Origin of the sequence: Pedobacter rhizosphaerae (assembly GCF_900111155.1) — a bacterium.
Classification (GTDB): Bacteria; Bacteroidota; Bacteroidia; order Sphingobacteriales; family Sphingobacteriaceae; genus Pedobacter; species Pedobacter rhizosphaerae.
In genome coordinates this window covers 14,232-39,217 of the sequence record NZ_FOGG01000019.1, presented here as the reverse complement: position 1 = coordinate 39,217, position 24,986 = coordinate 14,232, and the positions used below count along the sequence as shown (strand labels likewise).

The window sequence follows — 24,986 nt, the reverse complement described above, 5'->3', positions numbered from 1 at the left end:
TTAGCATAATAAATAATTTAATCTTTTCAATACCTTTGCCCCATGATAAGTGAAATAGCCAACCGCATATTTAATCAAGCCATTACCGATTACCATCAGTTTGATGACATTGATCATCCCATTGCCAATCCTTACGATGCCGAAAGCCTGGAGCATCTCTTCTATCTTAAAAATTGGATAGACACTGCGCAGTGGCATATGGAAGATGTGGTTCGTAATCCGCAGATTGATCCGGTTGAAGGATTAAGCTGGAAGAGAAGGATAGATGCGCAAAATCAGGTACGTACCGATATGGTAGAGTTTATTGATGGTTATTTCCTCAACTTATATCAAGGCATAAACGCTAAGCCAGATGCAAAAATCAATACTGAAAGCCCTGCATGGGCAATAGACAGGCTATCTATACTGGCGTTAAAAATATATCATATGCGTGAAGAAGCTGAAAGACCTACTGCTTCAGCAACACATCGCGAGCTATGCCAAACTAAACTGGATGTTCTTTTGTCGCAACGCGAAGATTTATCCAATAGCATTGACGAATTACTAGCCGATATTGAGGCTGGAAAGAAATATATGAAAGTGTACAAGCAAATGAAAATGTATAACGACCCGAGTTTGAACCCGGTACTGTACAAGAAGGCTTAGATTATTATCTCCTGCGCGTCTCCATAATAAATATCACTAAGGCACGAAGCAAATTTTAAATTTTCATTGTGTCTTGGTGATTTTGGCTTTTGAACTAATTGCTTAAAAAAATGACATCATCAAAAGAGAAAATCATCGTTTTGCGTTTTTCTGCCATGGGAGATGTGGCGATGGTAGCCTCTGTTTTAAGGGAATTTACCGCCCAACATCCGGAAACAGAAATTGTAATGGTAAGCAGAACTGCCTTTAAACCTTTTTTCACTTCCATCCACAACCTTAAATTTCATGCAATAGAACCCAAAACCACACATAAAGGTTTAGTGGGCTTATATCGTTTGTATAAGGAATTAAAACAGTACAAAGCCTCATCCATTGCCGACCTTCATGATAATATCAGAAGCCGTGCCGTTTCGAGTTTTTTTAGAATTTCAGGGATAAAAATAAAACGGATAAACAAAGGTAGAGCAGAAAAAAAAGCCTTAACCCGCACCGAACAAAAGGTATTTAAACCGCTACGTCAAACCGTTGAGCGCTATGCCGATGTTTTCAGGGAATTAGGATATACTTTAAAGCTAAGTCATCAATTACAAAGAAATCCGCAAACATTGCCAGAAAAAGTTGCCAATCTATTTAACACAACAACAAAAAAGATTGGCATCTCTCCTTTCGCACAGCATATTTATAAAGTTTATCCCTATGATAAAATGGAGCAGGTAATTGCCTCCTTATCGGAAAAAGGAAACCAGTTGTTTGTTTTTGGAGGAGGTGAGGTTGAAAAAAATATTGCCGAAAACTGGGCAGGAAAATACCATAATACACATAATTTAATTGGAAATTTTAACCTTACCGAGGAACTCGCCATTATTTCAAATTTAGATCTCATGCTCAGCATGGATTCATCAGGAATGCACATGGCTTCTTTAATGGGTGTACCAGTTATTTCCGTATGGGGGCCAACACATCCTTATGCTGGCTTTCTAGGCTATGGTCAAGCTGAAAAAGATTGCGTGCAAATTCACCATCCAAACAGGCCGAATTCAATATACGGAAACAAACCTTGCCTTTGTGGTGTTGAAAGTTGTATGGATCTGATCCAACCACAAACTATTGTAAACAAAATAGAAGAAAAACTCAATGGCTAAGCAACTACTTTTAGTCCGTCATGGCAAATCTGACTGGGGCAATGCAGAATTAAAAGATTTTAATCGCCCCTTAAATAAACGTGGTAAAGAAAATGCGCCAGAAATGGCCGAACGCTTACTGAAAAAAGGATTTAAATTCGAATTAATAGTAAGCAGCCCTGCCAAAAGGGCTAAATCCACAGCTAAATATTTTGCAGAAGCTTATAATTTTGAGCACATTATTTATGATGAAACGATTTATGAAGCCAACACTACAGCTTTGCTTAAAGTGGTTAACGGCTTAAGTGATGGTGCTGATACAGTAATCATGTTTGGCCACAATCCCGGCTTTACCGACCTGGCAAATGAACTCAGCGATGCTGATATCTACAATATTCCAACCGCAGGAATGGTCTTGATTTCCTTTCCCTTTGATTCCTGGAAAATGGTAAGTAAAGGAACAGGAGATCTAATATTTTTTGATTACCCTAAAAATAGCGACGAGATTTGAATATGTACATGCGCGGAGTAAGCACCCAGCTCTTATCGCATATATTTCCTTATACGGTAAAATAATTCGATCATCAGATGTTAGCAGGGAAATTAATATCCAAAAAGCAAATATAAGTACCGGGAACGTTTGCAAAAATTAAGCGACAAACAACCAATCCACAATATTTTTAGTATCTTTGAGTTTATTAAACGAAATCTGGCAATAGACATTTCGGTGAATTCATAACCTAAACTCTTCTGGTTATTTCATAATTCGTATCGCCAGAAAATTTATCCATTAATTTATTTGACATGAGTTTTGATTATAACACTACGCGTAGCCATTTGATTTTATCAGAATATGGTCGCAATGTTCAAAATATGGTAAAGTATATCTGTGCATTACCTACCATTGAAGAACGCAATAAATATGCCCAGGCAGTTATCGATTTGATGGGTTTTTTACAACCCCACTTACGTGATGTAGCCGATTTTAAACATAAACTTTGGGATCACCTACACATCATTTCTGGCTATCAGATTGATGTAGATAGCCCCTATCCAAAGCCTCTTCCTGAAAATGCATTCGTAAAACCTGCACATATTGGTTATCCACAGCAACGAATTACCTACAAGCATTATGGTAAGGCTGTTGAAAATTTAATTGAAAAAGCAATGCGGGAAGAAAACCCCGAGCATAAAAAAGCCATGGTTCAAAGCATTGCTAACTTTATGAAAATGGCTTACGTAACCTGGAACAAAGACAATGTTTCTGATGAAACCATTTTAAAGGATTTACATGATTTATCTGGTGGACTATTACGCCTGGATGAAAATGTGAATTTGGCAAAGGTTGAGTTTAGACAACAAAACCCTCGTCAAAATAATAACAACAATAACCGCGGCCGGAATAACAACAATAACAACGGGAAAAACCGCCAGAATAACAACAACAATAACAATCGTCAAAGAAACAACAACAACAAATCTAAATACTAAGAACCCTTATTTTCCGGTTCTTTTCCCAAAATGATATCTAAAATCTCTTAAGTTAGGTCTTGATAAAAAAGGAAAAGGAGTAGAAAATAATCTTATTAGCAGAAAAACAGATATATGAACGCATTTGAAATAACAGGCGGAATCAAATTAAAAGGCGAAATTACCCCTCAAGGCGCCAAAAATGAAGCTTTACAGATTCTTTCGGCAGTATTATTGACAGAAGAAAAAGTAACCATTAGCAATATACCCGACATTAAGGACGTAAACAAACTGATAGAATTGTTGGGCGACCTGGGGGTTACAGTAGAGCGCTTAGACAAAGATACTTACAGCTTTGAGGCTAAAAATATCAATCTTGATTTCTTCCAATCGGATGTTTTCAAGGCTAAAGGTGGTGGTTTAAGAGGTTCTATCATGATTGTAGGCCCATTATTGGCACGTTTTGGTAAAGCAGCTATTCCTAAACCGGGTGGTGATAAAATTGGTCGTAGAAGACTGGATACCCACTTTATCGGATTTGAAAAATTGGGTGCCAAGTTTGTTTATGACAGTAAAAAAGCATTCTTCAATGTAGATGCCACCAACTTACAAGGTGCCTATATCCTATTAGATGAAGCATCTGTAACTGGAACTGCAAACATTGTAATGGCTGCTGTCCTGGCAAAAGGTACTACTACCATTTATAATGCAGCATGCGAACCCTACTTACAACAGCTTTGTAAAATGCTGAACCGTATGGGCGCTAAAATTTCAGGTATCGGTTCTAATCTGTTAACCATTGAAGGAGTTACTAAACTAGGAGGTACTGAGCACCGTATGCTTCCAGATATGATCGAAATTGGGTCGTTTATCGGGTTGGCGGCAATGACCGAATCTGAGATCACTATCAAAAATGTTTGTTACGACGAATTAGGCGTTATTCCCGAAGTTTTTAGAAAATTAGGCATCAAACTTGAACGTAGGGGCGACGACATTTTCGTTCCTTCACAAAAGCACTATGAGATTGATACCTTTATTGATGGATCAATTTTAACCATTGCTGATGCTCCATGGCCAGGTTTTACGCCAGACTTACTAAGCATTGTTTTAGTAGTGGCTACACAAGCGAAAGGAAATGTATTGATTCACCAAAAAATGTTCGAAAGCCGTTTATTCTTTGTTGATAAATTAATTGATATGGGTGCACAAATCATCCTTTGCGACCCACACCGTGCAACTGTTAACGGAATCGACAAAAAATATAAATTGCGTGGAATAAGCATGACTTCTCCGGATATCAGAGCAGGTGTTTCCCTATTGATTGCCGCATTATCTGCTGAAGGTAAATCAACCATCTACAACATCGAACAGATTGAGCGTGGATATCAAGACATTGACACCCGTTTACGTGCATTGGGCGCGCAGATTAAGCGTGTTAATGCCGATGCACCAAGCCATTAAAATGTTGAAGGTACAGTATTGAAAACTGAACCAAATAAAAAGCTCCCTGAAAACTTTTCAGGGAACTTTCTTTTTATAAATAGCGTTGACCTGTAATATCTCAAATCATGCTCTGCTGATTTTACCTCAGCAACTTTGTGATAAGACCCTGAAATAAATTCAGGGGGACGGATGGTGTGATGAATCCTGTAGAGGATTTTTTTCGTAATCGTCTTGCTGAACTTGTTTCAGCATCTTTAAGATAAAGTCAATAAAACAAATCCCAACCTAACCTGTCACAGTAAAAGCTAAGGAGCATGGTTACTGTCATACATGCTTACCCCGATATCGCATTAATAATATCGTACTGTGTAATAATCTCAATTTTTCCAGATTCGGCCTCTACCAGTACAGCAGAGTTTTCTTTGTTAATCAATGATGAAATCTTATCAATAGAAGTATTTAAATCAACAAATGGAAAAGTAGCTGTCATAATTTCTGCAATTGGTGCCGATTTTAACCCTGGGTTTTCCAACAAAGCAGATAAAATATCGCTTTCTGCAATTTTACCTACAATCATCCCCTGTTGCGTAACCGGAATCTGAGAAATATTCATTGATTTAATGGTATTAATGGCTTCCAGAACTGATTTTTGAGCATCAAGGGTTACAATCTCTGTGCTTTCCTTTTTAGCCAGAATCGATTTGGCGGTTAATTTCTCATCTTGTAAAAATCCACGTTCACGTAACCAATCTTCATTATACATTTTACCCATATACCGGCTGCCATGGTCATGAAAAATAATAACCACTACATCTTCTGGTTTCAACTTCTCTTTCAATTGTATCAATCCCGCCACTGCCGCACCTGCCGAATTACCTACGAAAATCCCTTCTTTTCTGGCGATATCCCGGGTCATTAAGGCCGCGTCTTTATCTGTTACTTTTTCAAAAAGATCTACTACATCGAAATTAACATTTGCAGGAAGAAAATCCTCACCAATACCTTCTGTGATATAAGGATAAATTTCATCCTTATCAAAAATACCCGTCTCTTTATATTTTTTAAATACAGAGCCATAGGTATCAATCCCCCAAATTTTAATATCTGGATTCTTTTCTTTTAAATACTTGCCTGTACCTGATATGGTTCCACCAGTACCAACGCCCACCACTAAATGGGTAATTTTACCTTCTGTTTGTTCCCATATTTCTGGTCCTGTTTGCTCGTAGTGTGCCTGCGAATTAGACAAATTATCATACTGATTTGGTTTCCAGGAATTAGGTACTTCACGCTCTAAACGAGAAGAAACAGAGTAATAAGAACGGGGATCTTCAGGTTCAACGTTTGTTGGACAAACAATAACTTCGGCACCAAAGGCACGTAAAGCGTCAACCTTTTCTTTAGACTGCTTATCAGTTGTGGTAAAAATACATTTGTAACCTTTAATAATGGCAGCCATAGCCAGGCCCATTCCGGTATTTCCGGAAGTTCCCTCGATAATGGTTCCGCCAGGTTTCAATTTTCCGCTCTGCTCTGCATCTTCAATCATCTTCACCGCCATACGGTCTTTGATAGAATTTCCAGGGTTTGTTGTTTCAATTTTCGCCAAAACAGTAGCAGGAATCCCTTTAGTAATCGTATTCAATTTTACCAATGGTGTATTACCAATGGTTTCTAAAATATTATTGTACCACATATTGCAAATCTAATAAAAGGCATTAAGTATTTTACAAAGCATTACTTAATTAAAACATTATTTTAAATAAACTAAATTTTCAAAATTTAATATCATAATCTATAATTATGATAGGCATTATAGATTGTTTATTCGGCATTTTGCCTTCAGAAAATCTTATACCAGCTTATAAACCTTTCCGGGTAATGAAATAATTATCCCCTGCATTTCTAAAGTAAGTAATACTATGGGCAATTTTCCCGCAGAAATTTTAAATTGATAAGTCAGTTCATCAATACTCAAGGCCCCATTGGTTAAAGCAGTTACTACACTTTTTTCTTGTGCTGATAAATGGATAGGCAGGGCGGTTTGTATAGCAGGCTTTTCCTGAACAGGAATGATATCCCAGCCTAAATAGTAAATCAGATCTTTTGCACTATTGATCAATGCGGCGCGATTGGTTTTGATCAGAAAATTACAGCCTTCAGAAAATAGATCGTTTGTTCTGCCAGGAAAGGCAAAAACATCCTTATTATAAGAATTTGCGATCTCTGCCGTGATAAGGGCACCACCTTTTCTGGAAGCTTCCACCACAATAGTAGCATCTGAAATTCCGGCAATAATTCGGTTTCTTTGAGGAAAATTTTGCCGATCCGGATTCGTTAAAGTGGGATATTCTGTAAGCAAACCACCATTTAGCACCATTTGCTGAGAAATTTCTTTATGAACCTGTGGATACAACCGATCTAATCCATGTCCCAGAATCCCAATGTTAGGAATATTGTGAGCTAAACATTCCTGATGCGCACAAACATCAATCCCATAGGCTAAACCACTCACCACCACAATATCGTAAGCAGTCAGTACCTCAGCTAATGCCCGGCACAGATTTCGTCCATATTCTGAGGCATTTCTTGTACCAACAATACTAACTATTCGCGGATGGTTTAAATCAGCGACACCTTTATAATACAGTAATATTGGTGCGTCATAACAGTTTTTCAGGCGTTTCGGATAATCCTCATCTGAAAAAAATAATGGCTGAATACCATGTTTTTTAATAAAAAGCAGTTCCCGTTCTGCTTTTATTAATGCATCAGTAGCAAGTATAGATGTTATAGTCTTCTCTCCTATACCCGGTATCTGCAAGAGCTGTTTTTTATTTGCTAAGAAGACAGCTTCAGCACTACCACAATAGGCTAATAAATGTTTAGCCGTTACGGGGCCAATATTTTTAATAAATGTTAATGCAATTTTATGAAGCGTACTCATTCAGATTTTAATAAGGTAAATAAAACGCGGGATGATTTATTTCCTTAAACAAGCAGCCTTAAAAATCGATATCTATTAAGCTTTTTATCGGAATGTGAACATTATTTTTCAATTGAACGTACTTCTCCGTTACCGACCAAACTGTTGTATCTACTCTTTTTGGTCCGATGGTGGTATTAAATGTAATTACTGCTTTGGACTTAAATTCATTTCCCAAACGCTGCGCTTCATCCAGTTTAGATCTCAATTCGTCTGTATGATCTTCTTTAGCGCTGATGATGTTTAAATATCCTATGTGCTCTTTTTCAACTATTTCTATCGGCATAATTCTCTTAACGATTTATATAACAAGCTTATCAAAATTTCACAAAAAATGCAACCTTTTACTGCTTCATTTTTGTAATAATTAAGATAAAAAAAAACCGATAGTTATTACGCTATCGGTTCAAAAATATTGCTTGGTTTATTTTAATTTCAATTTTCTCGTCTCTACCATGCCTTTAAAGTCATGATCAAGTTGTTGGTTTTTACTATCAATATCTGCCCTTGTAATTCCTGATGTACTGCTCAATCTATTTTCATTTACAAGAGCACTAAACTTGCCATTTTCAGAATAATACAATGCTTGTTTAAGCATGCCCTCTTCAGTATCTCCAAATTCTTTACTTAAATCATCATCAACTGTCCTGTCTACTGTCATGCCATCAAAGTAATCGCCTTGGTTCAACTGATTTTTAGTTTGAAATTGCGGCACATAAAGATCATACTTATCTATTTTCACAGAGAAAAACCCTACAGGCTTACCATAGGTAGTCCTACCAATTAACTTTACGTCTACAACAGGTTTCAAATTATTAATTAATAGCTCGCTTGCCGATGCTGTACCTCCTGTAACTAAGAAATAAACTCTGGTTACACCATTTAATGTTCCCTTTTTAGCAAAAACTTCCTGATTACCTGCCGCCATGGTAGGCTTATAGGGATAATCAAAAAATGAATATAAACGGGTGATACCATCTGTTCCTTTGGCATAAAATTTTTGGTTTTGCAAAATAGTTGCTTGTCCATCCTGCATCTTCTGAGTCCAGTAAGTGGTATACATTACCTTCTGATTTTGTGAAGGAGGTGCTATTAAGTTTGTAAAAAGTTCAGAGGTTGCCACAGATCCTCCACCATTGTAGCGTAAATCGACAACAAGCTCTGTAACACCACCAGTTGCAAACTGTTTAAAAGCATCTTCAAGCCCCGCGCCAGAATTGGTGGTAAAGCTATTGAAAACAATGTAACCTACTTTTTTTGCACCAATGGTATAAATTTTAGTAAACAGAATCGGATTGATGCTATAAGTAGCGCGGTTAACAACAATATCTGCTGTAGTTTGATCGGGTTTAGTAACACTCAGGGTAATGGAAGGATGATCGCCAAATAATGCGTTATTTAAATTAGCAATATCCGACTGGCTTGATCTCAAAACGCCAACTCCATTTACTTTAGTTACTAAATATCCACGTTTTAATCCCTTTACATCGGCCGGTGAAGTAGGATAAACATACCTCACTTTTAATAAGTTTGCGCCATCAAAAGCCAATGAGAAACCAAAATCGGCACCTGTTCCGCCTAACTGTCCGGCAACAGATCCATCATCAATAAAAGAATATTTTGAAGTGCTGGAATTTGCCACATACTCATATGGTTTTCCCGTTTGTTGGTTAATCGGAATTTGAGTTAAGGCATACAACAAGCTTTGGTTACTGGTATATTTCCTCGGATTAAAGTTATCGTAACTTGGCAGACTTGGATTCCAAAGGTAGATTTGTTTCGCATATAAAAATATCGAATCCTTTGTTAACAAATTCCTGTCTGACGTTGGTGTTTGAAGATTATTTGTTTCTGGAACACCAGGGTCATTATTAGCCTGCTCGCTTTTATCCTTTTTACAAGCACTTAACAGGGTAAATCCTGCAATAAACAAGTACAATAGATACCGCTGTACAAATACCTTTCTCATCATTTTCTATTTGTAAATTTCTAGTGACTCAATATACGGCAAATTAATTAATTTGGATTGATGTGCATCAAAATTATTTGCACCTACAACCAACACTTCATTGGCGTTTAAGTTACTATCATTTAATATGTTCTGAAAGACTTCAGACTTTGGCTGATTCAGCTCATCAACAAAGAAAACGGTTAAATACTGCTCCAGTCCATTCCATTCTGTTTGCTTAATCTTATTTAACTGTTGCTCCGGATTTCCGGCAGTTACAATTACAATTTTCTTTCGGTTAACCACTAATTCCTGAAGAAAATCCAATATATTTTGATAAAGTAAAAGCTTTAACGGTAGACGGGCTGTTTGATGCAAAAGATCAAAATTATGCTGATACTTTTCATCTAAGTCAAATTGCGAGGCCGTTTTTGCAAACAAATCCTCCGTTCCACTTGCCTCATAATGATTCCGCATAAAATCTAATATGTTAGCCGCATTTTTTTGCTCAGTATACTCTATAAATTGGGCAAAAAGATAATAAACTTGTAATAAATAATCTTTTGAAGGGAAAAGTACGTCGTCCAATTCAAAAATAACCAATTGTTTATCTTTAGCGAAAGTGAAATTATCCATTTTAGATTGTAAATAGTTTTAATTCATTACTGTTTTCATTATAGCCATATATGCCATTAAGTGGCTGGTGGGTAGGTTTACCAGGGATTTCAGCTGTAGAATAAATACATGTTCCATCAATAAAAATTGCAAAATTTGCGAAAGCCTGATTGTCCTGATCAATAAAATCCGCTATAACAGCTGCATCAGGCAGTAACACCTGGATGTTATACTCATCGAATAGCACTGCCGATTTTGCCAGGGGTTCTAACTCAAATTCTTTTAAAGGAATAATACAATCGATGGATTCGGTGATACAAAAATTCAAGAAAATATGCGCTATACTCTCTTTGTTTAGCGTTCCAAAAGATGCGAAACCGTATTTTTCAGTTAAAACAGAAGGAACGTCACCATAATCGCCAAGTAAAACGAAATGATTTGGAAATGCTTTTAATAATTTTAATGCTTTGGCGCTATTACCGCCGGTAATAAGTATTTTCATTTATTAAATGAATGAATAGTAGAATGAGTTAATGAATGATTGATTGAATTTGAAATGAACCAATGACCATTGAACAATTGAATAAATGAACTAAACAATAAGCCCATCTTTCATGCTCACCACCCTATCGCTGGTTTTGGCCAGATGCTCATTGTGTGTCACAATTACAAAAGTTTGATGAAAATTATCTCTCAAACTCACAAATAACTGATGAAGTGCTGAAGCATTTTCAGAATCCAGATTACCCGAAGGTTCATCGGCAAGAATTATAGAGGGATTATTAATCAGGGCTCTTGCGATAGCTATACGCTGCTGTTCGCCTCCCGAAAGCTGATTGGGTTTATGTAGTGCACGATCCTTTAAACCAAATAAGTCCAAAAGCTCCAAAGCCCTGCTTTCAGCCTGTTTCTTACTGGTTTTAGCGATAAATGCAGGTATACAAATATTTTCCAGCGCATTAAACTCTGGTAAGAGATGATGAAACTGAAATACAAAACCGATATTCTGGTTACGAAAATTACTTAACAAATCGCCGCTCAATTTACTGATTACCGTACTCTTTAATTCAACTGCTCCGGCATCAGGCTTATCTAAAGTACCTAAAATGTGGAGTAAGGTACTTTTTCCAGCCCCAGACGGGCCAATTATGCTTACAATCTCCCCTTTTTCAACTTCAAAATTTACTCCCTTTAAAATTTCAAGCTTACCGTATGATTTTCTTATTCCTGTGGCTTTTAGCATATCGTCAAATTTAATAAAAAAGGGCAAAGCACACAATTAATAACAATACTGGAAGCAGAGAACAGCAGAATGAGCTGGCATAGAAAATCGTAAATAGAAAATAGATTGGAAACAATCCAATGAACATTTGAATGAACCAATGTTCTCTGTGCAAATGTCCTGCTCTCAGATCCCCTTGTTCGTGGCAAAAGTACCAGTTTCGGTTCAAAAACAACCACCCCCGTCTGCTCACGTTTCCCACACACCCCCTCCTTGAAAAGTAGGGGAGCTGGATTTTCGATACTTTGCCCTACTGAGATTCGCGCCCTTTGCGATTAAATATTAAACACCGAATGAACCACTGGCTAATGAACCAAGATTAGCTCAGCGTCCTCTGTGTAAATCCCCTGGTTCGTGGCGCACGTACCAGTTTCGGTTCAAAAACAACCACCCCATCTGCGCACGTTTCACACACACCCCCTCCTTGAAAAGTAGGGGAGCTGGATTTTCGATACTTTGCCATACTGAACTTCGCACCCTTTGCGGTAAAATATTAACCACCGAAACACCAAATGAACCAATGAACCACTGGCTAATGAACCAAGATTAGCTCAGCGACCTCTGTGTAAATCCCCTGGTTTGTGGCACATGTACCAGTTTCTGTTCAAAAACAACCACCCCATCTGCGCGCGTTTTCCGCACACCCCTCCTTGAAAAGTAGGGAAGCTGGATTTTCGATACTTTACCTTACTGAACTTCGCGCCTTTTGCGGTTAAATATTAAACACCAAATGAACCACTGGTTAATGAACCAAGATTAGCTCAGCGTACTCTGTGTAAATCCCCTGGTTCGTGGCGCACGTACCAGTTTCGGTTCAAAAACAACCACCCTATCTGCGCACGTTTCCCGCACACCCCCTCCTTGAAAAGTAGGGGAGCTGGATTTTCGATACTTTACCCATACTGAACTTCGCGCCCTTTGCGGTTAAATATTAACCACTGAAAAGAACGAAAAATCAGAAATAAAAAATAAAATTTGCAATTATCATTTTGTTATTTAACTTTGAAAAACAAAGTACTTTTAAAATGAGCAACACAGAAGAACAGCTAAATGCATTGAAAGACATCAGGCAAATGATGGACCGCTCATCGCGGTTTATTTCACTCAGTGGTTTATCAGGCGTTTTTGCAGGTGTAATCGCTTTAATTGGTGCTTACTTTGCTCACGATGAAATCAATAAGTTCTATAATAAAACGGGCTATGCTTATGGCATTGAAGGAGAGGTAGACCTGGAATATAATCTAGTTAAACTTGGATTAATTGTGCTTTTCGTTGCTTTGGCTGGAGGAGTATTGTTTACCTACCGAAAAAGCCAAAGAAATAATCTTCCAATCTGGGATAAAACTTCCAGATCGCTGGTAATTAACTTATCTATCCCATTAGTTGCCGGAGGCCTCTTTATTATTGCTTTATTACTTAATTATCCAAATACCTATATTATAATTGCACCTACCTGCTTAATATTTTATGGCTTGGCATTAATTAATGCAAGCAAATATACCTTTAGCGATATACGTTACTTAGGCTTTTGTGAAGTAGCACTAGGTTTGATTTGTATGTTTTACGTAGGATACGGACTGGTTTTTTGGGCATTCGGCTTTGGTTTATTACACATAGTATACGGGCTTTTAATGTATTTTAAATACGAGAAAGGCAAATAAGATGAAGAACCCAATAGCTGATTTAAATAAGGTTTTTGATAGTAGAATCAGGCTTGGCGTGATGTCGATGCTTGTGGTGAATGATGAAATTAGCTTTAACGATCTGAAGCAAATGCTTGAACTTACAGATGGAAATCTGGCCTCACACTTAAATACGTTAGAGCAATCAGAGTTTATCAAGGTTCATAAAGGATTCATCGGCAGAAAAACCAGTACCACCTACTCTATTACTGATTTGGGTAAGCAGGCTTTTAAAGCGCATTTAGATGCCCTTGAAAAAATGATTAAGAAACTATAATATTTTTTTTGACTATTTACTTTGAAATACAAAGCACTTTTAAAATGAAAATAACTGAAAAATTAAACTTGATTAATGCAGGCAAAAAATCTGCCCTTTACTCTGCCATCGGAGGATCGGTTATACTGCTAATTTTTATGCTCACTAAGGCAAACGTAATGATTGGAGTGGGTCTTTATTACATTGGAGTGGCTTTCATTATTAACTCCATCCTATTATTAGGCATACTACTGGAACTAATCTTAAACCTCAGGTACTGGGCGAAGTATATAACTACAATTATTTATCTGGTACTCAACATCCCCCTCTGCATCGGATTTTGCACCATCGCGCTTCAATTCATCTAAACCAAAAAACAATGAAAAATAAATCCAACCTCTTATTGCTATTCATCTTTATTGGAGGCTTATTGTTTAGCCTGCTCTTCTGGAATGAGCGATTGGCCTTAAACCTATTCATTTACAGTATTTTTATTCTGGCTGTTAACTTTTGGAACCCTGAGATTCCTAAAAGCCCAAAATTCATTACTTATGCTGTTGCCCACCTATTTGCAGCAATACTTGTGGTGATTAACAATAGCGACTTAACCCTGGTTGCCTATTATTTCAGCTTACTTATCTTTATAGGATTCGGCCATTTTCAACAATTGAGGACGGTATTTCTCGCCATCATCACAGCTGGGATTCAGATAATAACAGTTCCAATAGGTTTAGTACAGCGTTTAAGTCAGGTGAGTATTGGCGGTTTTAATTTAAAGCCCGCACTTAAACTGATTAAATACATTATTTTCCCGGTATTTATCGTAGCGGTTTTCACCGGTATCTATTCTGGAGCCAATCAGATTTTTAGTCATTATACCAATAATTTCTTTACGGGCATTGAGGTCTTTTTTACCCAAATTTCAAATTTCCTTTTTAAAGACCTTAGCCTACCCCGCTTTATGCATTTTTGTCTGGGCTTCATCTTATCCGCCGGGCTTACCATTACCTTTTTTAGCAAGGCCCTGGAAGATATGGAAGGAAAATGCAGAGAACAGCTTTTGAGATTACGCAGAAATATCAAATCAAAAACACTCTGGTATGAAATTGTTCACACCTTCGGAGCGAATCTTATCACCAAGAATCTAGCCTTAAAAACAGAGTATATTATTGCTGTAATATCCTTTACTGCCTTAAATCTTTTGATTCTGTTTCTCAATTTGATTGATATCACCACACTTTGGTTTAATTATATCCCAACCGGAAGCTTCTCTGCAGACTTACACCAGGGTACCAATGCTTTAATATTTAGCATAATGATTGCCATGGCGGTGATTGTCTACTTTTTTAGAGCAAACCTCAACTTCTATAGCAAAAGTCATCTACTCAGAATTCTGGCCTACACCTGGATGATCCAAAATTTCATCCTCATTATTTCTGTTTTTATTAAGGATGGCTATTACATAGATGTTTATGGCTTAACGCATAAACGAATTGGGGTATTAGTGTTTGCCATATTATGTATCATCGGTTTAATAACGGTATATATAAAAGTAGCCAAACAAAAAACATTCTTCTACCTTCTTAAAGTTAATGGCAGTATCTGGTTTATATTACTTCTTACCTTCAGCACCATAAACTGGGATGTTTTTATTGTAAAGTACAATTTCGCTCATAAAGATAGTATCACCTTTGATCCGGATTATCAGCTTTCCTTATCTGATAAAACACTCCCAACTCTGGATAAAAATAGAAAAAGCCTAACCCTATCTATCATCAATAATCTACCTGAATATGAAATCCCAAAACCTTCCAGTAACGATGAATTGCAGGGAAGACTTGATACCAGAATTGAATACTTTAAAGAAAGATATAATGAAGGAAACTGGGTATCGTGGAACTTGCCAGATTGGAATGCAGCGCAATATTTTGGACTAAGCAAGTAGCCTTATGAATAAGACCCAAAGTATAATCCTGCTCCTATTTTCAATGTTGTCATTGGCTTGGTTTGTATTGGAGCAGATTGTTCAAAAAATATTTGATGTTAAAGATTAAAACAATAACGATATGAAAATTCATTCATCTAACTATTGGAAAGAATATTTCGGTGCAAACCTTAAGAATTTGAGAATTAACTGGGACTTAGCACCTCTGCTCGATCGTTCTGAAAAGGCTAACATCCTTAAATCATTACAGGCCTGGCAACTCGGGGAGACTTCAGAGGGTGAACATTCGCTTCATGCCTCCAGAAAATATGCCAATGCAATTAATGACCCGGACTATCCCGATGCTGTAAAGCTTTTTATAAAGGAAGAGCAAAAACACGGAAATAATTTAGGGCGGTATTTAGATCTGATTAACGAAGACAGAATTAAAAAAGATTGGGGAGATACGATGTTTAGAAAAATAAGATATTACAATACCAACATGGAACTATGGACAGTTGCCGTGATTACCGTTGAAAGTGCTGCCCAAATCTTTTATCAGGCACTAAAGGATGCGACAAACTGCAAATTACCGAAACAAATATGCACGGATATTCTAATTGACGAAGCTGCACATATTACCTTCCAAAGAGAGCGATTGTATATCATCTTTAGTCAGAAAAATGCCTTTTCTAAATTCATCTGCTATCATGCCTACTCTTGTTTTTTCATCTGTACCAGTTTGGTTGTGTGGTTTGCACACAAGAAGCTCTTCAAAGCCGGAAAGCTTAATTTTAGCAGATACTTCCATAAAATGAAATCTAAATTGACAAAGGTAGCTGGCAGAGAAACATTATACCAGATTCAGGAAGATACAATCCATCCTATTACAGAACCCATACCAGTAAAACATTTTTAATTAACCGCTCGCCTTTGCAAACTTTTGTTGGATTTTTAGTTTTCCCGGTGCTGTGTATCGGGAAAGCAAAGGCTTAAAAAAACACGAATTATCTTAAATAATTATTAAAATATCATAAATTTAATGAACATGAAAAATCAAGCGACATTTAATCCTGCTAAACAGCGGATTATCATCATTTTAAGTGTAATTGCATTCATCTTAATCCTTCCATTTATAGCCATGCAATTTACAGCAGAAGTTAAGTGGGACTTAACAGATTTTTTAGCGGCCGGCGCTTTACTATTGAGTACAGGTTTGGCAATTGAATTGGTTTTTAGAACGGTTAATGCAGGGAATTTGAGAACCATACTATTTATTGTCATTTTACTTGCCCTCTTTCTGCTATGGGCAGAATTGGCTGTGGGCATATTCGGATCGCCAATTGCAGGAAGTTAAACTATTTTAGGCAATCAAAAGTATTGAGCCCAATGATGTAATATTAAAATGAGAACACAGCGCTATCCCTTCTTTGCACCTGTTAAAACTTTCCATTAACACAAAACGTTCATTTTCTGAAAAAATCGGTTTTTTCTATTTGTTTAAAGGCTTTGAAATTGTAGCTTTGGGCAAATTTTGTAGCAAATGAATATTCACGAATACCAGGGTAAACAAATATTAAAAAGTTTCGGTGTAAACGTTCAAGAAGGAATTGTTGCCGATACGCCTGAGCAAGCTGTTGAGGCTGCTAAGAAACTGAAAACCGATTATAACTCTGACTGGGTTGTTATTAAGGCGCAGATCCACGCAGGTGGTCGCGGTAAAGGCGGAGGTGTTAAGTTGGCTAAGAACCTAGAAGAGGTTCAACAACGCGCTACCGACATTATCGGTATGCAATTAGTTACCCCTCAAACCGGTCCTGAAGGTAAAAAAGTGAACAAGGTTTTAGTAGCACAGGATGTTTATTATCCAGGTGCTTCAGAAACTAAAGAATTCTACATTTCAGTTTTATTAGATCGTGCTAAAGGCCGTAACATCATCATGTACAGTACCGAAGGTGGTATGGACATTGAAGAAGTTGCTGAGCATACTCCTCACCTGATCTTTAAAGAAGAAATTGATCCTAAAGTTGGCTTACAAGGTTTCCAGGCTCGTAAAATTGCCTTTAACTTAGGTGTTAGCGGTAACGCGTTTAAAGAAATGGTAAAATTCGTTTCTGCCTTATATAAAGCTTACGAAGCTACTGATTCTTCAATGTTCGAAATCAATCCTGTTTTAAAAACTTCTGATGATAAAGTAATTGCTGTTGATGCTAAAGTAAATTTAGATGAAAATGGCTTATTCCGTCACCCGGATTACGCAGCAATGCGTGATGTTACAGAAGAAGATCCAATGGAAGTTGAAGCAAGTGCTTCTAACCTTAACTTCGTTAACTTAGATGGTAACGTAGGTTGTATGGTTAACGGTGCTGGTTTAGCGATGGCTACGATGGATATTATTAAGTTAGCCGGTGGTGAGCCTGCAAACTTCTTAGACGTAGGCGGAACTGCAAATGCTCAAACGGTTAAAGCAGCTTTCAATATTATCTTGAAAGATCCAAACGTTAAAGCAATCTTAATTAACATTTTTGGTGGTATCGTTCGTTGCGACCGTGTTGCTCAGGGTGTTATTGATGCCTATAACGAAATTGGAAACATTCCTGTTCCGATCATCTGCCGTTTACAAGGTACAAATGCTGAAGAAGCTAAAAAATTAATTGACGATTCAGGACTTAAAGTTTATTCAGCTATCGCTTTAAAAGAAGCTGCTGATTTAGTAACTAAAGTTTTAGAAGAGCAAGCATAATTTTTAAACAATACAATAGAAATCCTTTCAATGTAAGTTGAAAGGATTTTTTTTTTACAGGATGGCTTTAATTTCTCCTTTTCAGCATTAAGGAGTGATGGCCTTTTGCATTTTTAACTTGCAACTATTTCACTTTCAGCTTTAGTCTTTCCGTTTTAAATCTAACATTAAGGAATTAAGATAAGTTAAGGGGCTTTGAACTTTTCACTCTTTCACTTTCAGCTTTGGTCTTTCCGCTTTCAATCTAACATTAAGAAGATAAATTAAGGGGCCTTTCAACTTTTTACTTTCAACTTTTCACTCTTTCACTTTCCGCTTTTTCCGTTTTAAATCTAACATTAAGGAATTAAGATAAGCTAAGGGGCTTTGAACTTTCAACTTTTTACTTTCAACTTTTCACTCTTTCACTTTCCTTCAAAAGCTTTTCAAGATCAGCTCCCTCTATATTCTAAAATATCTCCGGGCTGACAATCTAACACTTTACATATTGATTCTAAAGTTTCCAAACGGATGGCTTTGGCTTTACCTGTTTTGAGGATAGATAAATTAGACATGGTAATCCCTACCCTTTCACTGAGTTCGGTTAACGACATCTTCCTTCGGGCCAGCATTACATCTAAGTTGATTATTATGGGCATTTGTTAATTGTAAAGTTAGTTTTTACTTCTTTAAAAAATTAAATGGTCAGGCTAGCATCCTGCTTCATCAATACCGCATATCTTATAATTTTAAATAAAACAACAATCATGAAGCTTGGGCAAAAGATAGCCAATGAAGAGTTTAATGAAAATTAAAACTCAAATTGATGGATGGATTTATTTCCTGCCTTTTCGAACTTTTTGACATGAGGCGAAGAAATAAGGCTACTGATAATCCGAATAGTTTGCTAAATCGTAAGATCATTTTCTGCCTTTAATTGCTTAGCATAGGTATGAAGTTGCAACATGGCATTCAACAGGATAAACAAAGAAAGTAGATTGAAAATCGAATAATCAGCGTGATTATTATCGAGCCTAAATGCATGGTTAGTTAATTCTTTTAAGTAATTGCCTGTTGGTATCTCAATCCCAAAGCATATTGCCAAATAAAGTAAACCAACCAAACCAACACATTGATAAAATTTATCTCCAGAAAGATTTAACAATAGCTCGGATCTGAATTTTAGGGCAAGCATGAGGATTATTCCCAATAGTAAAAAGAAAACGATTCCGGCTCCATGGTCGGAAAAGTGCCCGTTATAAAATAAAAACGATTGAAAGAGGGTGGGTTTAATTTGCAGTGTTCCTGCCGTATAATCACTTGTGTAATCACCAATTGGTATAACTTTATGATTCAAAATAGCTGAGGTATCAATTACTTTAATGGCTAAAGCGCCGCTATAGTAAGCCTTAAATGCGCCCACAGCATGAAATAAAAGTGAGGTAGCCGCCACCATAATTAGTCCATATGCCGAATTTCTAATAATCTTATCCATGAATAAAAAAATTTAAGTTTAATCTAAAATTTGATTTTGATTTGGTTTTTTTCACCAGCTGTTTGTCTTTTGCTTAATTGACAGATAATTAAATTGGTGGATGAGAAACGTCATAATTATTTAATAATTTAAGAAACAAACCTATTATAATATTATTACAAATCAAAATATATTTATTGAAAAACAATAAATTATAGCCGTTTATCAACTATACAATCTATTCGTAATTAAAACATGACAAAAACTTTATTGGAATGATTTTTGTTACAATAAAAACATTAAAAAACATGTGTAAACAGCAACATTTTCAGCATTTTATCCTTTCGGATTGCTATACAAATTCGTAACTTTGCACACTCCAATAATTATAGAGCACACAAAACGTATAAATGAGACAACTCAAGATAACGCAATCCATTACCAACCGGGAAAGTCAGTCTTTAGACAAATATCTTCACGAAATTGGTAAAGTAGATTTAATCACAGCAGAAGAGGAAGTAATTTTAGCAAGGAAGATTCGTGAGGGCGATCAAGCGGCATTAGAGCGATTGACTAAAACTAACTTACGTTTCGTTGTATCAGTTGCTAAGCAATATCAAAACCAAGGTTTAACATTAGGCGATTTAATTAATGAAGGTAACTTAGGTCTGATCAAAGCTGCAAAGCGTTTCGATGAGACAAAGGGTTTCAAATTCATTTCTTATGCCGTTTGGTGGATTCGTCAATCTATTCTTCAAGCTATTGCAGAGCAAAGCCGTATTGTTCGTTTACCATTAAACCAGGTTGGTTCATTAAGTAAAATCAGTAAAGCTTTCTCTAAGTTAGAGCAAGAATATGAAAGAGAGCCTTCTCCAGAAGAATTAGCAGATATTTTAGAAACGACAGTTGATAAGATTTCTGATACTTTAAGTAACTCTGGTCGTCACGTATCCATGGATGCGCCTTTCGTTCAGGGTGAAGAAAACACATTATTAGATGTACTTGAAAATCATGAACCGAACACGGATAGTTCATTAATTAACGAGTCATTATCTGAAGAAATCAAACGTTCTTTATCTACTTTAACAGAAAGAGAAAGAGAAATCATTGTTTTATTCTTCGGTTTAGGTTCTAACCACCCCCTTTCATTAGAAGAAATTGGGGAAAAATTTAACCTAACTCGCGAACGTGTGAGGCAAATTAAGGACAAAGCGCTACAACGCCTTCGTCATACCTCAAGAAGTAAAATTTTAAAATCTTACTTAGGTTAATTTTAAAATTCTTAAAAAATAAAAAAGGATCGGCAAAAATGTCGATCCTTTTTTTGTTTGGGGTAGCTGTGTTTGATGTCAATTAATTATATTTAGTTCATGCTAATTAACCTCCTCAAAAAAATTATTAAAGTTTACAAACCCATCTTTGCCTGGAATTTACTGGTAAGCCTACTTATAGCTGTATTATTTTATTTAAAGGGTTTTAATCAATCCGATACTTATGTGTTAGCTTTTTTCATCAAACTGTTTACCTGGGCATTTTCTATAGGAATCTATTTCATGTTTTATGAATCTACTGCCTACTTTTTCCAAAACATGGGGGTTAGCATTAGAAAGATTATGACGTATTTAATCTCATGCGATGTATTGATATTCATTTCCATCCTCACTATCCTATTTTATGTCGACAATTTTCATAGATAGTACCACTCACTATTACAAAGAGAAGGAAGTACTAAGCGGCGTATACCTGGCTTGTAATGTGGGAGAAGTAGTTGGGTTACTGGGCAGAAACGGGTGTGGAAAATCTACCCTCTTAAAAGCAATATTTGGGAGTATTACACCCCACTTCAAGTATTTGAATATTAACGGCAAAAAGTATGATAAAGGTTACCTGTCTAAAAATTTATCCTACTTACCACAAGATCGCTTTATTCCCGATCAGATCAATCTTGGTGAAGCCATAGACCTTTTCTGTCATAACTACCAAAACAGACTAAAAGAAATACCATTAATTACAAAACACTTAGAGAATAAGTTCTACAACCTATCTGGAGGTGAATGCCGGTTTATAGAGTGTTTATTAATGATTTACAGTAACGCTCAATTTGTTTTGCTGGATGAGCCTTTTTCACAGCTATCACCTATATGGGTGGAGGAACTTAAAATACATATACAAACCCTAAAAGGAGAAAAGGGATTTATCATTACCGATCACCTGTATAGATCAATTTTAGATATTTCTGACCGTATTGTATTAATCCACAATCGCCGAAATTACACGATAAATAGTGAAGATGACTTGATTCTCCATGGCTACTTACCTGGATTTACAGTCTAGCTATTTCTAAAATAGAATAGAGAAAAAATAATATAGTTTAAAACTTCTAATGGAGGCTCAGAACCTCATTTCCAAACAATATCTGTAATAGCTAACTATAGATAGGTTTATTGGGGATGTTACCACCAAGACACGAAGACACCAAGAAGCCTCGATGGCCTTAGTGTACTTTGCGTCTTAACGTTCGGTCTTATTAGAATAACAAATGTTTAACGGTAAGCCCGTTATTGATCAATTGTTTTAGAGAATCAATACCGATTCTTAAGTGGGTTTCCACATACTTTTCAGTAACACTACTATCGCTTTCAGCAGTTTTAACACCTTCAGGGATCATCGGTTGATCTGATACCAATAATAATGCACCAGTAGGAATTTTGTTGGCAAAACCAGTAGTAAAAATGGTTGCAGTTTCCATATCAACAGCCATGGCTCTTAAGCTTTTCAGGTATTTTTTAAATTCCTTATCATGCTCCCAAACCCTGCGGTTAGTCGTATAACAGGTACCTGTCCAATAATCTCTTCCGTGATCACGAATGGTAGTTGAAATAGCCTTTTGCAGTGCGAAAGATGGCAATGCAGGCACCTCTGCCGGAAGGTAATCATTTGATGTTCCTTCGCCTCTGATTGCAGCTATGGGCAGAATTAAATCACCCAATTGATTCTTTTTCTTTAAACCGCCACACTTCCCTAAGAACAATACGGCCTTAGGCTTAATGGCTGTTAACAAATCCATCATGGTTGCAGCAAGCGGACTCCCCATTCCAAAATTGATAATGGTGATGCCATTGGCTGATACGCTTTGCATAGGCTTATCTAAACCCATTATCGGGGCGTTATCGTTCCATTCAGAAAACATGGTCACATATTTACTGAAATTGGTTAGGAGAATATAATCACCAAACTGATCTAACGTTCTTCCCGTGTAGCGCGGCAACCAGTTTTTCACGATTTCATCCTTTGATTTCAATCCTGATTTAACAGGACTTTCTACTTCCTTAACTCTTTTTGCTTTTTCTACGATGTTTTCATCTTTTTTTACGTCTTTTTCTTCGTTCATATTATTTTCTCTTTTGAGCTAGCGTTGAGCGCTAAGCGTTAAAAACATTATATTAAAAAAAATCCCCCCGCTTTCGCGAGAGGATTTGATTTTTTATGCTACTTGCAACTTTTTAAAGTCGGCCTTTTCAAATTTTTCAATCGCGTAGTCGAGTGTGATATTCAACTCCTTGACATCCCCTTGCGTTGGTATTTCAAACATGGCATCCAGCATGATCGCTTCACAGATAGATCTTAATCCACGAGCACCCAATTTATATTCCATTGCCTTATCTACCACGAAATCCAAAACATCATCTTCAAAGATCAATTCTACATCTTCATAAGCAAATAATTTAACATATTGCTTAATTAATGAGTTTTTAGGTGCGGTAAGAATATTCCTTAAGGTTTCTTTATCCAAAGGATTTAAGTGAGACAGTACCGGTATACGACCGATTAGCTCCGGGATTAATCCAAAGGATTTTAAGTCTTGAGGAGTAATATACTTATAAAGATTTTTAAGATCGAGAACTGTCTCATCTTTTTTAACTTTATAGCCTACTGCCTGTGTACGTAATCTATTGGCAATTTTGCGTTCAATACCATCAAAAGCTCCTCCGCAGATAAACAAAATATTGTTTGTATTTACGGGGATCATTTTTTGATCAGGGTGCTTACGTCCTCCCTGAGGTGGAACGTTTACAACTGTACCTTCTAAGATTTTCAGTAAAGCCTGTTGTACACCTTCACCTGATACATCGCGGGTGATAGATGGATTATCGCTTTTACGCGCCACTTTATCTACCTCATCAATATATACAATTCCACGTTCTGCAGCTGCAACATCATAATCTGCTGCTTGTAATAAGCGGGTAAGAATACTTTCTACATCCTCCCCAACATAACCCGCTTCTGTTAACACTGTAGCATCGCAGATGCAAAAAGGAACATGCAAAATTTTCGCAATGGTTTTTGCTAAAAGCGTTTTACCTGTTCCTGTTTCACCAACCAACATGATATTTGATTTTTCAATCTCTATCTCGTCTTTATCAATTTTTTGATTCAAACGTTTATAGTGGTTATAAACAGCAACCGACAATACCTTCTTAGCATCATCCTGTCCGATTACATATTGATCTAAGTGATTTTTAATCTCTAAAGGTTTCAATAATGTAATGGCTGCCTGAATATTTTTGGTATTCTTAGTACCTAATTCTTGTGCAAGCAGTTGATTAGCCTGTGTTACACATTTATCACAGATAAACGCATCCATACCCTCGATAAGCATCAAAGTTTCATGCTTGCCAGAATGGCAGAATGAGCAGCGTGATTCTTTATTTTGTTTCGCCATCTTTTTTCACGTTTCTCGACAACACCTCATCAACCATACCGAAACCCTTTGCTTCATCAGCAGTCATCCAGTAATCGCGGTCTGAAGCTTTCTCTACCCAGTCATAAGTTTGGCCAGAGTGCTCTGAGATGATATCGTATAATTCTTTTTTCAATTTAAGCATTTCTCTTAAGTTGATCTCCATATCTGATGCTACACCTTGTGCACCTCCTGATGGTTGGTGGATCATTACTCTTGAGTGTGGCAGTGCGGCACGTTTACCTTTAGCCCCTGCAACTAATAATACAGCACCCATTGAGGCTGCCATACCTGTACAAATTGTAGCTACATCTGGTTGAATATACTGCATTGTATCGTAAATACCTAATCCTGCGTATACTGAACCACCTGGAGAGTTAATGTAGATCTGAATGTCTCTATCTGCATCAGTTGATTGTAAGAACAACAATTGTGCTTGGATAATGTTGGCATTCTGGTCATAAATTGCATCTCCTAAAAATATAATACGATCCATCATTAATCTAGAAAAAACGTCCATCTGAGCTACATTCAGCTGGCGTTCTTCAATGATATATGGAGTCATATTTTGAGGATTCATGTTGGCTTGAGCGATAAATTTATCTACGTGCAAACCACCAATTCCTTGATGTTTAACGGCAAATTTTCTAAATTCTTGTGAGTCGATAGTCATAATC

At 36.7% G+C, this 24,986-nt stretch carries 26 protein-coding genes; 14 read left to right on the top strand and 12 right to left on the bottom strand.

The features are described 5' to 3' along the window. Positions 1 to 42 precede the first annotated feature (42 nt). From BMX11_RS15380 to murA, 5 genes are all read left to right on the top strand, one after another. Positions 43 to 645: a DUF4254 domain-containing protein gene (locus BMX11_RS15380; RefSeq protein ID WP_090885819.1), complete on the top strand. Its 603-nt coding sequence runs from the start codon at positions 43 to 45 to the stop codon at positions 643 to 645. 110 nt (positions 646 to 755) lie between these two features. Beyond that, the gene (locus BMX11_RS15375; protein WP_090885817.1) at positions 756 to 1,787 is read left to right on the top strand and encodes a glycosyltransferase family 9 protein; all 1,032 of its coding nucleotides are present in this window, start codon (positions 756 to 758) and stop codon (positions 1,785 to 1,787) included. Further along, complete coding sequence (locus BMX11_RS15370; RefSeq protein ID WP_090885815.1) at positions 1,780 to 2,277, top strand: SixA phosphatase family protein; 498 nt, start codon at positions 1,780 to 1,782, stop codon at positions 2,275 to 2,277. The genes BMX11_RS15375 and BMX11_RS15370 overlap by 8 nt, the downstream gene beginning before the upstream one ends. Before the next feature lie 293 nt (positions 2,278 to 2,570). Beyond that, positions 2,571 to 3,257, top strand: coding sequence for a DUF4290 domain-containing protein (locus BMX11_RS15365; protein ID WP_090885813.1), 687 nt, complete (start codon positions 2,571 to 2,573; stop codon positions 3,255 to 3,257). A 114-nt stretch (positions 3,258 to 3,371) separates the two neighbouring features. Next, a complete protein-coding gene (gene murA / locus BMX11_RS15360) occupies positions 3,372 to 4,697 on the top strand; it encodes a UDP-N-acetylglucosamine 1-carboxyvinyltransferase (RefSeq protein ID WP_090885811.1) in 1,326 nt (441 codons plus the stop codon). Positions 4,698 to 5,013: 316 nt separating this feature from the next. On the opposite strand, the gene BMX11_RS15355 is transcribed toward murA, so the two are convergent. The 7 genes from BMX11_RS15355 to BMX11_RS15325 all read right to left on the bottom strand — a co-directional run bounded on the left by BMX11_RS15355 (position 5,014) and on the right by BMX11_RS15325 (position 11,471). Continuing rightward, positions 5,014 to 6,375 (bottom strand): pyridoxal-phosphate dependent enzyme, encoded by a 1,362-nt coding sequence (locus BMX11_RS15355; RefSeq protein WP_090885809.1) that lies wholly within the window; start codon positions 6,373 to 6,375, stop codon positions 5,014 to 5,016. 156 nt (positions 6,376 to 6,531) lie between these two features. Further along, positions 6,532 to 7,626 (bottom strand): DNA-processing protein DprA, encoded by a 1,095-nt coding sequence (gene dprA, locus BMX11_RS15350; RefSeq protein WP_090885807.1) that lies wholly within the window; start codon positions 7,624 to 7,626, stop codon positions 6,532 to 6,534. Between the two features lie 58 nt (positions 7,627 to 7,684). Further along, on the bottom strand, positions 7,685 to 7,951 hold the full coding sequence (locus tag BMX11_RS15345; protein WP_090885805.1) for a hypothetical protein: 267 nt from the start codon (positions 7,949 to 7,951) through the stop codon (positions 7,685 to 7,687). Between the two features lie 138 nt (positions 7,952 to 8,089). Next, positions 8,090 to 9,637, bottom strand: a complete 1,548-nt coding sequence (locus BMX11_RS15340; RefSeq protein ID WP_090885803.1) for a S41 family peptidase — start codon at positions 9,635 to 9,637, stop codon at positions 8,090 to 8,092. A 3-nt stretch (positions 9,638 to 9,640) separates the two neighbouring features. After that, positions 9,641 to 10,249, bottom strand: coding sequence for an HAD family hydrolase (locus BMX11_RS15335; RefSeq protein WP_090885801.1), 609 nt, complete (start codon positions 10,247 to 10,249; stop codon positions 9,641 to 9,643). Between the two features lies 1 nt (position 10,250). Then, positions 10,251 to 10,730 (bottom strand): ATP-grasp domain-containing protein, encoded by a 480-nt coding sequence (locus tag BMX11_RS15330; protein WP_090885799.1) that lies wholly within the window; start codon positions 10,728 to 10,730, stop codon positions 10,251 to 10,253. A 90-nt stretch (positions 10,731 to 10,820) separates the two neighbouring features. Beyond that, positions 10,821 to 11,471: an ABC transporter ATP-binding protein gene (locus BMX11_RS15325; protein WP_090885797.1), complete on the bottom strand. Its 651-nt coding sequence runs from the start codon at positions 11,469 to 11,471 to the stop codon at positions 10,821 to 10,823. A 1,064-nt stretch (positions 11,472 to 12,535) separates the two neighbouring features. Between BMX11_RS15325 and BMX11_RS15320 the strand changes: the two genes are divergently transcribed. The 7 genes from BMX11_RS15320 to sucC all read left to right on the top strand — a co-directional run bounded on the left by BMX11_RS15320 (position 12,536) and on the right by sucC (position 18,115). Then, complete coding sequence (locus BMX11_RS15320) at positions 12,536 to 13,171, top strand: hypothetical protein (protein WP_090885931.1); 636 nt, start codon at positions 12,536 to 12,538, stop codon at positions 13,169 to 13,171. Between the two features lies 1 nt (position 13,172). After that, positions 13,173 to 13,469, top strand: a complete 297-nt coding sequence (locus BMX11_RS15315) for a winged helix-turn-helix domain-containing protein (RefSeq protein WP_090885795.1) — start codon at positions 13,173 to 13,175, stop codon at positions 13,467 to 13,469. 44 nt (positions 13,470 to 13,513) lie between these two features. Beyond that, positions 13,514 to 13,816, top strand: a complete 303-nt coding sequence (locus BMX11_RS15310; protein ID WP_090885793.1) for a hypothetical protein — start codon at positions 13,514 to 13,516, stop codon at positions 13,814 to 13,816. Positions 13,817 to 13,827: 11 nt separating this feature from the next. Next, the gene (locus tag BMX11_RS15305; protein ID WP_090885791.1) at positions 13,828 to 15,393 is read left to right on the top strand and encodes a DUF4153 domain-containing protein; all 1,566 of its coding nucleotides are present in this window, start codon (positions 13,828 to 13,830) and stop codon (positions 15,391 to 15,393) included. A gap of 121 nt (positions 15,394 to 15,514) precedes the next feature. After that, positions 15,515 to 16,291 carry a ferritin-like domain-containing protein gene (locus BMX11_RS15300; protein ID WP_175474577.1) on the top strand — a complete coding sequence of 259 codons (777 nt, stop codon included), beginning with the start codon at positions 15,515 to 15,517 and terminating at the stop codon, positions 16,289 to 16,291. Positions 16,292 to 16,420: 129 nt separating this feature from the next. Further along, on the top strand, positions 16,421 to 16,729 hold the full coding sequence (locus BMX11_RS15295; protein ID WP_090885789.1) for a hypothetical protein: 309 nt from the start codon (positions 16,421 to 16,423) through the stop codon (positions 16,727 to 16,729). Between the two features lie 186 nt (positions 16,730 to 16,915). Further along, a complete protein-coding gene (gene sucC, locus BMX11_RS15290) occupies positions 16,916 to 18,115 on the top strand; it encodes an ADP-forming succinate--CoA ligase subunit beta (RefSeq protein WP_090885787.1) in 1,200 nt (399 codons plus the stop codon). A 431-nt stretch (positions 18,116 to 18,546) separates the two neighbouring features. On the opposite strand, the gene BMX11_RS15285 is transcribed toward sucC, so the two are convergent. Both BMX11_RS15285 and BMX11_RS15280 read right to left on the bottom strand, forming a co-directional pair. Next, positions 18,547 to 18,753 carry a helix-turn-helix domain-containing protein gene (locus tag BMX11_RS15285; RefSeq protein ID WP_090885785.1) on the bottom strand — a complete coding sequence of 69 codons (207 nt, stop codon included), beginning with the start codon at positions 18,751 to 18,753 and terminating at the stop codon, positions 18,547 to 18,549. Between the two features lie 248 nt (positions 18,754 to 19,001). Next, a complete protein-coding gene (locus tag BMX11_RS15280) occupies positions 19,002 to 19,589 on the bottom strand; it encodes a hypothetical protein (RefSeq protein ID WP_090885783.1) in 588 nt (195 codons plus the stop codon). A 389-nt stretch (positions 19,590 to 19,978) separates the two neighbouring features. On the opposite strand from BMX11_RS15280, the gene BMX11_RS15275 reads away from it, so the two are divergent. Next, entirely contained in the window at positions 19,979 to 20,839 is an 861-nt protein-coding gene (locus BMX11_RS15275; protein ID WP_010601359.1) for a sigma-70 family RNA polymerase sigma factor, read from the top strand. A gap of 403 nt (positions 20,840 to 21,242) precedes the next feature. Further along, positions 21,243 to 21,902: an ATP-binding cassette domain-containing protein gene (locus BMX11_RS15265; RefSeq protein ID WP_090885779.1), complete on the top strand. Its 660-nt coding sequence runs from the start codon at positions 21,243 to 21,245 to the stop codon at positions 21,900 to 21,902. A 193-nt stretch (positions 21,903 to 22,095) separates the two neighbouring features. Here BMX11_RS15265 and BMX11_RS15260 read toward each other — a convergent pair whose 3' ends face one another. From BMX11_RS15260 to clpP, 3 genes are all read right to left on the bottom strand, one after another. After that, complete coding sequence (locus BMX11_RS15260; protein WP_175474576.1) at positions 22,096 to 22,959, bottom strand: AMP nucleosidase; 864 nt, start codon at positions 22,957 to 22,959, stop codon at positions 22,096 to 22,098. 93 nt (positions 22,960 to 23,052) lie between these two features. Beyond that, on the bottom strand, positions 23,053 to 24,291 hold the full coding sequence (clpX, locus tag BMX11_RS15255; RefSeq protein WP_090885777.1) for an ATP-dependent Clp protease ATP-binding subunit ClpX: 1,239 nt from the start codon (positions 24,289 to 24,291) through the stop codon (positions 23,053 to 23,055). Further along, the gene (gene clpP, locus BMX11_RS15250; RefSeq protein ID WP_090885775.1) at positions 24,275 to 24,982 is read right to left on the bottom strand and encodes an ATP-dependent Clp endopeptidase proteolytic subunit ClpP; all 708 of its coding nucleotides are present in this window, start codon (positions 24,980 to 24,982) and stop codon (positions 24,275 to 24,277) included. The genes clpX and clpP overlap by 17 nt, the downstream gene beginning before the upstream one ends. Positions 24,983 to 24,986 lie beyond the last annotated feature (4 nt).